This is a genomic window from Ruegeria sp. AL12, assembly GCF_056540885.1.
Genome location: NZ_JBQFXN010000004.1, coordinates 198,402 through 210,809, shown reverse-complemented (window position 1 = coordinate 210,809; position 12,408 = coordinate 198,402). Strand labels below are relative to the sequence as shown.

The 12,408-nt window shown below is 60.9% G+C and carries 11 protein-coding genes; 6 read left to right on the top strand and 5 right to left on the bottom strand.

Features of this window, described 5'->3' with window-relative positions:
• Nucleotides 1–51: 51 nt before the first annotated feature.
• Nucleotides 52–837, bottom strand: coding sequence for a 23S rRNA (adenine(2030)-N(6))-methyltransferase RlmJ (locus ACR0C6_RS13475; protein WP_171641712.1), 786 nt, complete (start codon nucleotides 835–837; stop codon nucleotides 52–54).
• Nucleotides 838–992: 155 nt separating this feature from the next.
• On the opposite strand from ACR0C6_RS13475, the gene ACR0C6_RS13470 reads away from it, so the two are divergent.
• The 6 genes from ACR0C6_RS13470 to ACR0C6_RS13445 are packed head-to-tail and all read left to right on the top strand — an operon-like array spanning nucleotide 993 to nucleotide 7,559.
• Nucleotides 993–2,039 carry a rod shape-determining protein gene (locus tag ACR0C6_RS13470; RefSeq protein ID WP_039523195.1) on the top strand — a complete coding sequence of 349 codons (1,047 nt, stop codon included), beginning with the start codon at nucleotides 993–995 and terminating at the stop codon, nucleotides 2,037–2,039.
• A 58-nt stretch (nucleotides 2,040–2,097) separates the two neighbouring features.
• Entirely contained in the window at nucleotides 2,098–3,000 is a 903-nt protein-coding gene (gene mreC, locus ACR0C6_RS13465) for a rod shape-determining protein MreC (RefSeq protein WP_480619724.1), read from the top strand.
• Entirely contained in the window at nucleotides 2,993–3,529 is a 537-nt protein-coding gene (locus ACR0C6_RS13460; protein ID WP_171119657.1) for a rod shape-determining protein MreD, read from the top strand. The genes mreC and ACR0C6_RS13460 overlap by 8 nt, the downstream gene beginning before the upstream one ends.
• Nucleotides 3,526–5,475, top strand: a complete 1,950-nt coding sequence (mrdA, locus tag ACR0C6_RS13455) for a penicillin-binding protein 2 (protein ID WP_171119658.1) — start codon at nucleotides 3,526–3,528, stop codon at nucleotides 5,473–5,475. The genes ACR0C6_RS13460 and mrdA overlap by 4 nt, the downstream gene beginning before the upstream one ends.
• Nucleotides 5,472–6,611, top strand: coding sequence for a rod shape-determining protein RodA (gene rodA, locus ACR0C6_RS13450; RefSeq protein ID WP_480446753.1), 1,140 nt, complete (start codon nucleotides 5,472–5,474; stop codon nucleotides 6,609–6,611). The genes mrdA and rodA overlap by 4 nt, the downstream gene beginning before the upstream one ends.
• Nucleotides 6,612–6,626: 15 nt before the next feature.
• Nucleotides 6,627–7,559, top strand: a complete 933-nt coding sequence (locus ACR0C6_RS13445) for a 2-hydroxyacid dehydrogenase (protein WP_480446754.1) — start codon at nucleotides 6,627–6,629, stop codon at nucleotides 7,557–7,559.
• Between the two features lie 2 nt (nucleotides 7,560–7,561).
• Here ACR0C6_RS13445 and ACR0C6_RS13440 read toward each other — a convergent pair whose 3' ends face one another.
• From ACR0C6_RS13440 to coaBC, 4 genes are all read right to left on the bottom strand, one after another.
• Nucleotides 7,562–9,577: a M3 family metallopeptidase gene (locus ACR0C6_RS13440; RefSeq protein WP_480619721.1), complete on the bottom strand. Its 2,016-nt coding sequence runs from the start codon at nucleotides 9,575–9,577 to the stop codon at nucleotides 7,562–7,564.
• Between the two features lie 75 nt (nucleotides 9,578–9,652).
• Complete coding sequence (locus ACR0C6_RS13435) at nucleotides 9,653–10,702, bottom strand: HesA/MoeB/ThiF family protein (RefSeq protein ID WP_480619719.1); 1,050 nt, start codon at nucleotides 10,700–10,702, stop codon at nucleotides 9,653–9,655.
• Nucleotides 10,702–11,157, bottom strand: a complete 456-nt coding sequence (gene dut / locus ACR0C6_RS13430; protein ID WP_171119662.1) for a dUTP diphosphatase — start codon at nucleotides 11,155–11,157, stop codon at nucleotides 10,702–10,704. Before dut ends, ACR0C6_RS13435 begins: the two co-directional genes overlap by 1 nt.
• 15 nt (nucleotides 11,158–11,172) lie before the next feature.
• On the bottom strand, nucleotides 11,173–12,369 hold the full coding sequence (gene coaBC, locus ACR0C6_RS13425) for a bifunctional phosphopantothenoylcysteine decarboxylase/phosphopantothenate--cysteine ligase CoaBC (RefSeq protein WP_171229749.1): 1,197 nt from the start codon (nucleotides 12,367–12,369) through the stop codon (nucleotides 11,173–11,175).
• Between the last annotated feature and the right edge of the window lie 39 nt (nucleotides 12,370–12,408).

Below are 12,408 nucleotides of genomic sequence, written 5' to 3'. Positions count from 1 at the left end.
TCTGATGCGGGCAAACAGGGCGGGAGTATCGGTTGCATTTCTTGGCCTGCCTCAGAGACCTGCAAATAGCTGCGACAGGCGTGTCGTCTCTTCCTCGATGCCGAATGGTGCGTTCAGAATGAACATCCCTGATCCCACCATCCGATGCCCCTCGCGCACCGGTGGAAATGTCACCTCATGACAAATGGCTTTGGGGAAGTTTTGCGCCTCAAGCGTCGCGATCATCCGGGCGTGGCGTTTGTCCGTCAGAACCGGGTACCAAAGTGCGATCACCCCGACATTCCATTTCCGGTGCAGTTTGGCAATCACTCCGGGCAGTCGATCGTAATCGGTCTTCACCTCATAGCTTGGGTCAATCAGCAAAAGCCCCCGTCGCGGCGTCGGAGGCAGCAGGGATTGCACCAGTTCAAACCCGTCCTGCCGATACACCTTCGCCCCGAACGGTGACATTGCCAAAGACAGCGCGGCATGTTCCTGGGGGTGCAGCTCGGCAAAATGCAAACTGTCCTGATCCCGCAACAGATGTGCTGCAATCATCGGCGACCCCGGATAGGCCGCGTCGCCGTGCCGGGCCTGTATGTTTTTCAGAACCCGCGCCATCGGATGTCCGGGGCCGAACCACCCTTCTCGTTGCGCGCGCGCGATTCCTGCCGCCGCCTCGCCCGTCCGCATGGATTCGTCCGCGTCCAACTGGTACAGCCCCCGCCCGGAGTGCGTTTCGACATAGCTGAGCGGCTTGTCCTTCTGCGTCAGATAATTCAGCACCCAGGCCAGCAATGCGTGCTTTTGGACATCAGCCAGATTCCCGGCGTGGTAAATGTGTTGATAAGAGAGCATTTTGCCTTCTAAAGTCCCATTCAATAAGGCGGAAAGGTGCTGATTGTCGCGGAATCAGCCCTTTTACCGGGCGTGATGGCACCCTATAAGTCATCCGTCCCGGAACCGTCGAGTCGCGGGCAGTAGAAAAACCGACATACAGGATCAGGGGAAACATGGGGATCTTTGGCAATCTGGGCGGCCTGTTCACAGCGGACATGGCCATCGACCTTGGAACGGCAAACACGCTGGTTTACGTCAAGGGGCGCGGTGTCATCCTGTCTGAGCCTTCCGTGGTTGCCTATCACGTCAAGGACGGCGTGAAGAAAGTTCTGGCTGTCGGCGAAGATGCCAAGCTGATGCTGGGCCGGACGCCCGGTTCGATCGAAGCCATCCGCCCCATGCGCGAAGGTGTGATTGCCGACTTCGATACAGCCGAAGAAATGATCAAGCACTTCATCCGCAAGGTTCACAAGCGTTCGACTTTCTCGAAGCCCAAGATCATCGTCTGCGTCCCCCATGGCGCGACACCCGTTGAAAAGCGGGCGATCCGTCAGTCGGTTCTGTCCGCTGGTGCCCGCCGCGCCGGCCTGATCGCCGAACCGATCGCCGCCGCCATCGGCGCGGGCATGCCGATCACCGACCCGACCGGCAACATGGTCGTCGACATCGGTGGTGGTACAACCGAAGTGGCGGTTCTGTCGCTGGGCGACATCGTCTATGCCCGCTCGGTCCGCGTGGGTGGCGACCGCATGGATGAAGCCATCATCTCGTACCTGCGTCGCCAGCAGAACCTGCTGGTCGGTGAATCTACCGCCGAGCGGATCAAGACCACCATCGGCACGGCGCGGATGCCTGATGATGGCCGCGGCCAGTCAATGCATATCCGGGGTCGTGACCTGTTGAACGGCGTACCCAAGGAAATCGAGATCAGCCAGGCCCAGGTCGCCGAGGCACTGTCGGAACCCGTCCAGCAGATCTGCGAAGCGGTGATGACTGCGCTGGAAACCACTCCACCCGATCTGGCCGCCGATATCGTGGATCGCGGGGTTATGTTGACCGGCGGTGGCGCGCTTCTGGGTGATCTGGATCTGGCCCTGCGCGAACAGACTGGCCTGGCCGTGTCCATCGCGGACGAAAGCCTGAATTGTGTGGCTTTGGGCACCGGCAAGGCGCTAGAATACGAAAAACAGCTGCGCCACGCGATTGACTACGAAAGCTGAGGCGCGCACCTTTCGGGGGCAGTCTGAATTCGGCACGAGCAGCACGGGAAGGTAACCTGTGGCAAAAGACCGATCACAGCGCGATGACTACACGACCCCTCTGCGCCGCTTGTTGCTGGGGATCGTCATTCTGTGCTTGCTGGGCATCTTTCTAGTCTGGCGGATCGACAGCCCGCGCGTCGAGCGGTTCCGCGCGCAGGTGGTGGACGCAGTCGTACCGTCGATGGATTGGGCCATGGTGCCGGTGACTGCCGCTGTGAACCTTGTGCGTGATTTCCAAAGCTACCAGCGTCTGAGCGAGCAGAACCGCGAGCTGCGCAGCGAACTGCGCCTGATGCGTGCTTGGAAAGAGGCCGCACTGCAATTGGAGCAGGAAAATGCGCGGCTGTTGGATCTGAACAATGTCCGCCTCGACCCGCGCCTGACATACATCACGGGTGTTGTGATGGCCGACAGCGGGTCACCCTTCCGGCAGTCCGTCCTGTTGAATGTGGGGGAACGCGACGGGATCGTTGATGGCTGGGCCACGATGGATGGCATCGGGCTGGTTGGCCGAATTTCCGGCGTCGGGCCAGATACGGCTCGGGTGATCCTGGTGACGGATGCCACCAGTGCCATTCCGGCAACGATTCAGCCTTCTGGCCAGACCGCGTTGATCAAAGGAGACAATACTCCGGCCCCAGTGGTCGAATTCCTGGAAAACCGAGAGCTGGTCCGCCCCGGTGATCGGGTGATCACATCCGGCGACGGAGGCGTTTTTCCGGCAGGCCTTTTGATCGGCCAGATCGCCGCGGATCCGGGCGGCCGTCTGCGCGTTCGCCTTTCAGCGGATTTTGAACGGCTCGAGTTTCTTCGCGTTCTGCGCTTCAATTCGCCCCCGCCAATTCAGGATCCGGGTGGGATCGTCGGGCCAACTCGGCCCGAAACTGCGCTTGTACCGGATGAGGTAAGCGATGGATAGGCCCGCCTCATACAACTGGGCCATGCGCGGCCTTTACGTTGCGCTGGCCTTTGTCGTGCTGTTCATGCACCTGCTGCCGCTTGATGCACAACCGGATCGCTGGCCTTTTCCTGATGTATTGGTTGCGCTGACCTTTGCCTGGGTATTGCGGCGCCCCGATTATGTGCCCACCCTGTTGGTCGCGTTTGTCATGCTGATGGCGGATCTTTTGCTGCAACGCCCGCCCGGCCTTCTGGCTGCGCTGGTGGTGTTTGGCACAGCCTATCTGCGCTCTGCCGCTCCGGGTATGAAGGACACTGGATTTGTCGGAGAATGGATGTCCGTCGGTGTGGTGATTGCCATGGTGTTTTTGACGAACAGAGTCGTTTTGTCGATCTTGTCGGTGCAGCAGGCCGCTTTGTGGCCAGTCGTGATGCAACTTGTGCTGACAATCGCCTTCTACCCGTTCATCGTGCTGTTGAGCCAAAGCGTATTTGGCGTCCACCGCCTGTCTGCTGCGGATGCCGGAGCCGTAGGGGGCGGAACATGAAACAACGCAAACCCAAGTCGCAGGGCCTTGCCTATAAACGCCTGCCACGCCGGGCGCTGCTGCTGGGCGGTTTGCAGGCGGCTTTTATCGGCGGGCTGGCCGCACGGATGCGTTTCATGCAGGTGGATCAGGCCGACGAATACCGCCTGCTGGCCGAAGAAAACCGCATCAACATTCGACTGATCCCGCCAACCCGTGGACGTATCTATGATCGCAACGGGCAGATCATCGGTCAGAACTCACCATCCTATCGCATCGTCATCGTGCGTGAAGACGCAGGCGACGTCGACAAGGTGATTGCCAAATTGTCGGAACTCATCCCGCTGAACGACGATGAGATCGAACGCGCCCGGACCGAAATGCGCCGATCAGCGCCGTTCCTGCCGGTCACTCTGGCGGATCAGGTCACGTGGGAAGACATCTCGAAAGTCGCAGTCAATGCCCCGGCCCTTCCGGGTGTGACGCCCGAGGTCGGCCTGACACGGCAATACCCACGCTATGAGGATTTCGCCCATATCGTCGGCTATGTCGGCCCGGTCAGCGACTACGATCTCAGCAAACTCGAAGACCCCGAGCCGGTTTTGCGAATTCCCAGGTTTCAGATTGGCAAGGTCGGGTTGGAAGCCAAGCAGGAAATTGCCTTGCGTGGCAAAGCCGGCGCAAAGCGTGTCGAAGTCAACGCCACAGGGCGCGTCATGCGCGAGCTGGACCGGCAGGAAGGTCAGCCGGGTGCGGACTTGCAATTGGCGATCGATGCCGACCTGCAACAATATGCGCAAGCGCGGCTGGCAGGTGAAAGCGCGGCTGCAATTGTTCTGGATTGCGAAACCGGGGACCTGCGGGCTGTCAGCTCTACGCCCAGTTTCGATCCAAATCTGTTTGTGCGCGGTATCTCGGTCGCGGATTATCGGGCATTGACGGGGGACAAGTATCGCCCTCTGGCCAACAAGTCCGTACAAGGCACTTATCCTCCGGGGTCGACGTTCAAGATGGTCACTGCCTTGGCCGCGCTGGAGGCCGGCGTAATAGGCCCTGGAAACACAGTGTACTGCCCCGGGCATCTGAAGGTCGGCAGCCGCAGGTTCCACTGCTGGAAGCGCGGCGGGCATGGTACGGTCGATCTGAACCTGTCGCTTAAACGCAGCTGCGACGTCTATTACTACGACGTGGCTTTGCGGGTCGGGATCGACAAAATATCCGAAATGGCCCGTACATTGGGGCTGGGCGTCAAGCACGATATTCCGATGTCGGCGGTTGCCGCTGGACTTGCCCCCAACCAGGAATGGAAGCAGCGGACACACGGTCAGGATTGGCTGGTGGGCGACACGGCCAACGCGTCCATCGGGCAAGGGTTCATGCTGGCATCACCGCTTCAACTGGCCGTCATGACGGCTCGTATCGCCACCGGCCGATCTGTGACACCGCGCCTTGTACGATCGATCGACGGTGTCGAGCAGCCTTCGGGCGCAGGGGAACCGCTGGACATCAACGCCTACAATCTGGAACAGGTGCGCAAGGCCATGTACTCGGTCTCGAATGATCGGCGGGGGACGGCCTATCGCAGTCGCATCATCGCAGACGAGTTCCGCATGGCCGGCAAAACCGGCACCAGCCAGGTCCGCAACATCACCAAGGCCGAGCGTGCCGCCGGCGTTATACGCAACGAAGACCTGCCATGGGAACGTCGCGACCACGCCTTGTTCGTCTGCTTCGCGCCCTATGACAATCCGAAATACGCGGTTGCCGTGGTCGTTGAACATGGCGGCGGCGGGTCCAAGGCGGCGGCACCGGTGGCCCGCGACATCATGCTTCAGGCGCTCTACAACGGTACTCCGCCGCTTGAGGCATATCCGGTGGCCGACCGCGAGCGCATCAAGGAACAGCAAAAACGGCTCGAGGGCGACCGTCGCCCCAAAGCGCGTCCCGATGGAAAGGACCGCGCATGAGCTATCTAGAATATGCCGTGAAATCCACACCGTCGGGGTTTCGGAAATTCCTGTACATGAACTGGCCGCTGACCCTGTTGCTGATCAGCACGGCCAGCGCAGGGTTCCTGATGCTGTATTCGGTTGCCGGCGGGTCGTGGACACCCTGGGCAGAACCGCAGATGGAGCGGTTCGGGCTTGGCCTGATCGCGATGTTCATCATTGCTTTGGTTCCGATCTGGTTCTGGCGCAACATGTCCGTGCTGGCCTATCTCGGGTCGGTTGCGTTGCTGGTATTCGTGGAATTGTTCGGCACCATCGGCATGGGCGCGCAGCGTTGGATCGACCTTGGATTCATGCGCCTGCAACCCTCAGAAGTCATGAAGGTGGCCCTGGTCATGGTTCTGGCGGCGTACTACGACTGGCTGCCATCGCACAAGACGTCTCGCCCTCTTTGGGTCTTTATTCCCGTGGCTCTGATTGTCCTGCCCACGCTGCTGGTTCTGAAGCAGCCGGATCTCGGCACGTCGATCCTGCTGTTGGCTGCCGGTGGCGGGCTGATGTTTCTTGCGGGTGTCCACTGGGCTTACTTTGCGGCCGTCATTGCCGCCGTCGTGGGCCTGATCGCCGCCGTGTTCAACAGTCGCGGGACCGAATGGCAGTTGCTCAAGGATTATCAGTTCCGCCGGATCGACACGTTTCTTGACCCTTCTACCGATCCTTTGGGTGCCGGGTATCACATCACGCAATCCAAGATCGCCCTTGGTTCCGGGGGCTGGAACGGGCGGGGTTTCATGCAGGGTACGCAATCCCGGCTGAACTTCCTGCCCGAGAAACACACCGATTTCATCTTCACCACCCTCGCAGAGGAATTCGGGTTCGTCGGTGGCATCACGCTCTTGACTCTCTACGCCCTGATCCTTGTGTTCTGCATGGCGACCGCACTGGCCACCAAGGATCGGTTCTCGTCACTGGTTACTCTGGGCATCGCGCTGAACTTCTTCTTGTTCTTTGCCGTCAACATGTCGATGGTGATGGGCATGGCTCCGGTTGTGGGCGTCCCTCTTCCAATGGTCAGCTATGGCGGATCGGCCATGCTGGTGCTGATGGCCGCGTTCGGCATCGTCCAAAGCGCTCATATCCATCGTCCCCGCTGATCTGAAAGGCCCCCGATGCCCGTAAACGTTCTGTTTTCCGCGCGCCCTGCCCTGTGGCCCGTGTATGAACCGCTGCTCACTCGATACCTTGCGGAAGCCGGCGTTGAGGCGCGGCTCGGTACGGAATTTGACCCGGATCAGGTCGATTACGTTGTCTACGCTCCGAATGGCGGGTTACTGGATTTTTCGCCCTTTACGCGCCTGAAGGCGGTTCTGAGTCTCTGGGCCGGGGTTGAAAAGATCGCGGACAATGACACGCTGACCGTCCCCTTGGCGCGAATGGTGGATCACGGGCTGACGCAGGGTATGACCGAATGGGTGGTGGGCCATGTGCTGCGCTATCATCTGGGAATGGATCGCCACATCACCATCCAAGATGGCGTCTGGGCCCCGGATGCCCCGCCTTTGGCGCAAGAGCGCAAAGTGTGCATTCTGGGCCTCGGCGCATTGGGCGAGGCCGCGGCCCGCGCCCTGGCCTCGCTGAATTTCACGGTCACAGGCTGGAGCCGCACCGCCAAGGACATCCCCGGCGTAAATTGCCTGCATGGTCCTGACGGTCTACGTGACGCGCTTTCCCAGGCCGAGATACTGGCTCTGCTGCTGCCTGACACCGCTGCCACCGAAAACGCGTTGAATGCAGAAACGCTGGCCCTGCTGCCCAAGGGCGCGCGGATCATCAACCCGGGTCGCGGACCTCTGATCGATGACGATGCGCTGCTGGATGCCTTGAACGCGGGTCAGGTCGGTCACGCGACGCTGGATGTGTTCCGGGTCGAGCCCCTGCCCCCCGATCATCCGTATTGGGCACATCCGAACGTGACGGTGACCCCTCATATCGCGTCCGAGACCCGCCCGGCCACAGCCGCGCAGGTCATTTGCGAAAACATCCGGCGCGGCGAAGCCGGAGAGCCCTTCGTGCACCTGGTGGATCGCGCTTTGGGCTACTGATTTCAGGCCGCGATCAGACCGCGGCCTTTCAACAGGGCGTCAACCCCCGGCAATCTTCCCCGGAACGCCAGATACAGGTCTTCTGCCTCGCGCGAACCGCCAGTGGACAGGATGTTGTCCTCCAACGCTTTGGCGCGTTCGGGGTCAAAGGCACCTCCCGCCTCTTCAAAGGCGGCAAAGGCGTCGGCATCCATCACTTCGGACCACATATAGCTGTAGTACCCCGAGCTGTAGCCATCGCCTGCAAAGACATGCGCGAAATGCGGAGTAGCGTGGCGCATTCCAATGGCCTTCGGCATCCCCAACCCGGCCAAAACTTCTGACTGTTTCGCCATCGGATCTGACGGCGCCTCGCCATCGTGGAAGGCCAGATCAACAAGGGCCGAGGCGACATATTCCACCGTCTGGAATCCCTGATCGAAATTGGCCGCCTTCAGCACCTTTTGCAGCATGTCCTGCGGCATCGGCTCACCCGTTTCCGCATGGGTCGCAAACTCGGCAAGAACCTCGGGCACTTCCAGCCAGTGTTCGTAAAGCTGGCTGGGCAATTCCACGAAATCGCGCGCCACGGACGTGCCCGAGATGCTTTCATATGTCACGTTGGACAGCATCTGGTGCAGGGCATGGCCGAATTCATGAAACAGGGTCCGCGCGTCATCATAGGACAGCAGGGCGGGATCCCCCTTGGCAAAGTTGCAGACGTTGATGACCACCGGTGTCTGCTTCTTTGGGAATTTGGCCTGCGCCCTCATCGCGCTGCACCAGGCGCCTGACCGCTTGGACCCTCGTGCAAAGTAGTCTCCGATAAATACGGCAATATGCTGCCCGTCGCGGGTAACGCCCCAAGCCCGGCAATCCGGGTGATAGAGGGGTACGTCCAACGGTTTGAATTCCAGCCCGAAAAGCCGGTTGGCGCAGGCAAACGAAGCCTCGATCATGCGATCCAGTTGCAGATAGGGTTTCAACGCGGCCTCATCCAGATCGTGTTCCGCCTTGCGCCGCTTTTCAGCATAGTACCGCCAATCCCAAGCTTCCAGCGGGCCGTTGATGCCGTCTTCCTGCATCATCTGCGTCAGAACATCCGCGTCGGCGTCGGCGCGGGACTTGGCCGGTTCCCAGACCTGCATCAACAGTTCGCGCACCCGATCCGGCGTGCGCGCCATCTCGGTTTCCAGCTTGTAGTCGGCGAATGTGTCATAGCCCAGAAGCTTGGCACGCTCTTCGCGCAAGGCCAGGATTTCGGCCGCGATGTCTCGGTTGTCGGTCTCGCCCCCATTGGCACCGCGCGCGGCCCAGGCGCGATAGGCTTTTTCACGCAGGTCCCGGCGGGGCGAGAATTGCAGAAACGGCACGATCAGCGACCGTGACAAGGTGACCACCGGCCCCTTGGCTTTCTTCTCCTGCCCCGCGGCACGCGCCGCATCCACGACGAAATCCGGCAGGCCGTTCAGATCCTCTTCGGTCAGATCCATGTACCAGTCCCGCTCATCCGCCAGCAGGTTCTGGGTAAACGACGTGCCCAGCGACGCGAGGCGCGACTTGATCTCTTGCATACGGGCGTCTTCGTCCCCTTCCAATGCCGCGCCGGCACGCACAAAGCCCCGGTGGGTCAGCATCAGCACACGCGCCTGTTCTTCGGTCAGGTCAAGATCATCGCGCCGTGCCCATAGGTCGGCCACACGCTTGAACAGCAACTTGTTGGAAGAAATGCCCGAAAAATGCGCCGAAAGCTTGGGGGAAAACGCGCGTTGCAGTTCTTCCCGCTTGGGGTTGCTGTCCGCGCCCGCAATCGTGAAGAAGACCGACAGAACCTTGTCAAGTTGCCCGCCCGCAGCCTCGAGCGCCTCGATCGTGTTGGCGAATGTGGGGGTATCCGGATTTGCCGCTATCGTGTCAATCTCGGCGTTATGCTCTTTCATCGCCTGCTCCAGTGCCGGCGAGAAATCATCATCCGAGATATCGGAAAAAGGGGCGATTTCAAACGGTGTGGTCCAGTTGGACAGGATCGGGTTGGTCATGCGGATCTCCTTTGATCCCATAGCTATGTCGCCATGGCCGGGTGTTCCAGAACACCCATCCCATGTGATGAAAGGTTAATCGTTTCTCATGCCACAAACGGGGCAATCGTCCCGGCGGGTCAGAACAATCTTTCGGCTTTCGCCGTACAGCGCGTCATAGATCAGCATCTCGCCGCGCAGCGCCATGCCGGCGCCCGTTATCACCTTGATCGCCTCGACCGCCATCATTGATCCGACAACGCCCGGCAGCGGGCCGATCACGCCGGCCTCGGAACAGGACGGGGCCAAACCGGGGGCCGGGGCCTCTGGGAAGATGCACTGATAGCAGGGGCTGCCATTGGCCGGGTCAAACACACTCAGTTGACCTTCCCACTGCGACAAAGCCCCCGAGATCAGCGGTTTGCCCAGCGCGACGGCGGTTCGGTTTGCCAGATACCGGGTCTCAAAATTGTCGGTTCCGTCAAGAATCAGATCGAAGTCTGCAAACAGGTCGGTGGCGATTTCCTCGCTCAAGCGGCGGTGATAGGGCAGAACAACGACGTTCGGGTTTTGCGCCTCCATCGCCTGCTGCGCCGAAAAGACCTTGGGCATTCCAATATCCGCGTCCCGGTGAATGACCTGTCGTTGCAGGTTGGCATTCTCGACAACGTCATCGTCGATGATCCCGATCGTGCCGACACCCGCAGCCGCCAGATATTGCAGCGCAGGTGCACCCAGACCACCTGCGCCGATCACCAGTACGCGGGCTTTTTTAAGTTTTTTCTGACCGGGCCCACCCAGTTCGCGCAAAACGATATGGCGGGCATAGCGGTCCAGCTCGGCCTCGGTAAATCGGTCCGAGGGCATGTCGGGCTCCGGTTCCGAAGTTGAAACTGCGCGGTTACGCAAGGCTTTGAGTATTCTGCCATACAGCAAAGCCAGCGCCGCGAAACCCACGAGGATCAGCCAAAGCGCCGCAGACCCACCCGTTGCTTCGCGAAGAGGGTGCCCATCCGGCAAGATCAGATGGGACAGTATGACGCCGGCCAGCAACACACTCACGGAAACCACCCGCGCTTTTTTCGACGTGCCGGCGATATAACCGACACCCCAAAGCCCAGCAGCCAGGATGAAAACCAACAGCATCAGCCGCGCCCGGTCGAGCCGAAACCGCCAGCCCCGCGATCGGTTTCGCCCAGAGCCTGAGCCAGTTCAAACGTTGCCTGCACTACCGGCGCGACCACAAGCTGCGCGATACGATCTCCGTGGGCGATCTCGAACCGTTCCTGTCCCGCATTCATCACGATCACGCCCAAAGGCCCACGATAGTCGCTGTCGATAGTGCCCGGCGTGTTGGGCAGTGTAATCCCATGCTTCAACGCAAGGCCCGAGCGGGGCCGAACCTGCACCTCATACCCTTGTGGGATTTCAATGCGCAGGCCGGTCGGCACCAGCGCCCGCTGACCGGGGTCCAGCGTAATCGGCGCGCCGCCGGGCAGATTGGCACGCACGTCCGCGCCGGCCGCCCCCGAGGTTTCGTAAGAGGGAAGCGCCACGGCGGGGTCTGCCCCGTCTTCGCGGATCACCCGGATTGCAACCATGCCCTTGCCTTTCCTTCAGCCCGCCAACGCGTCCGCGATTTTCGCCGCCAGACGCCGGGCAACTTCGCCTTTGCCCATACGGGGCCATTCCTCGGCCCCGTTGTCCGAAATCAGGATGACCGCATTCTCTGACCCGCCCATAATGCCTGTTGCAGGGCTGACATCGTTTGCGACGATCCAGTCGCAGCCTTTGCGCAGACGCTTGGCCGTGGCGTGTTCGATCACATTGTCGGTCTCGGCCGCAAAGCCTACAACCAACGGCGGGCGGTTCACGCCCATCCCGGAAACACGTTTCAGAATGTCCGGGTTTTCGGCGAATTCCAGTACCGGCAGGCCATCGCGGCTTTTCTTCAGCTTCTTGTCCGATGCGCTGGCGACCCGCCAGTCCGCGACCGCAGCCGCGAATATTCCGGCATCGACGGGCAGAGCTGCATCAACTGCATCAGACATCTGTTGCGCGGTTTCGACAGGTACGACCCGCACACCCACCGGGGGCGGCACGTCTGCCGGGCCGGTCACAAAGGTCACCTCGGCCCCCAATTCCGCCAGCGCCCGGGCCACGGCGGCACCTTGGGCCCCGGACGAACGGTTGGCTATATACCGGACCGGATCTATCGGCTCATGCGTCGGGCCGGACGTCACCAGCACCCGCCTGCCCGCCAAGGGCCCCGCAGACAACCGAGCCTCAACCGCCGTGACAATTTCCAGCGGCTCTGACATGCGCCCCGGACCGTATTCGCCACAGGCCATGTCGCCTTCGTTCGGGCCCACAAAGCGCACGCCATCCGCTTGCAGCTGCTTCAGGTTTCGCTGTGTTGCCGGGTGGGTCCACATGCGCACATTCATCGCGGGCGCACACAGAATGGGTGTGTCCGTGGCCATCAGAAGCGTCGAGGCCAGATCGTTGGCCAGCCCTGCGGCCATCTTGCCCATCAGATCCGCCGTTGCGGGTGCCACGACGATCAGATCCGCAGAGCGGGACAGTTGAATATGCCCCATCTCGGCCTCATCAGTGAGGTCAAACAGATCGCGATAGCCTTTTTCACCTGCCAGAGCCGATACCGACAGCGGCGTCACAAACTCTTCCGCAGCGCGCGTCAATACAGGGGTTACGTCCGCGCCACGCTCGCGCAACCTGCGGATCAGGTCCAGCGATTTGTAGGCCGCGATTCCGCCACCGATAATCAGCAGAATGCGTTTGGATGACAGCATGTTCAGCCCTTCCCGTCCCGGTCGGCCCCGACATTAGGC

What these genes read in the sequence shown, in the direction of transcription:
- coaBC (WP_171229749.1), bottom strand. Translation starts at nt 12,369, where the DNA reads ATGCTGTCATCCAAACGCATTCTGCTGATTATCGGTGGCGGAATCGCG.
- mrdA (WP_171119658.1), top strand. Translation starts at nt 3,526, where the DNA reads ATGAAACAACGCAAACCCAAGTCGCAGGGCCTTGCCTATAAACGCCTG.
- ACR0C6_RS13460 (WP_171119657.1), top strand. Translation starts at nt 2,993, where the DNA reads ATGGATAGGCCCGCCTCATACAACTGGGCCATGCGCGGCCTTTACGTT.
- ACR0C6_RS13470 (WP_039523195.1), top strand. Translation starts at nt 993, where the DNA reads ATGGGGATCTTTGGCAATCTGGGCGGCCTGTTCACAGCGGACATGGCC.
- ACR0C6_RS13435 (WP_480619719.1), bottom strand. Translation starts at nt 10,702, where the DNA reads ATGCTGTTGGTTTTCATCCTGGCTGCTGGGCTTTGGGGTGTCGGTTAT.
- ACR0C6_RS13440 (WP_480619721.1), bottom strand. Translation starts at nt 9,577, where the DNA reads ATGACCAACCCGATCCTGTCCAACTGGACCACACCGTTTGAAATCGCC.
- dut (WP_171119662.1), bottom strand. Translation starts at nt 11,157, where the DNA reads ATGGTTGCAATCCGGGTGATCCGCGAAGACGGGGCAGACCCCGCCGTG.
- ACR0C6_RS13445 (WP_480446754.1), top strand. Translation starts at nt 6,627, where the DNA reads ATGCCCGTAAACGTTCTGTTTTCCGCGCGCCCTGCCCTGTGGCCCGTG.
- rodA (WP_480446753.1), top strand. Translation starts at nt 5,472, where the DNA reads ATGAGCTATCTAGAATATGCCGTGAAATCCACACCGTCGGGGTTTCGG.
- ACR0C6_RS13475 (WP_171641712.1), bottom strand. Translation starts at nt 837, where the DNA reads ATGCTCTCTTATCAACACATTTACCACGCCGGGAATCTGGCTGATGTC.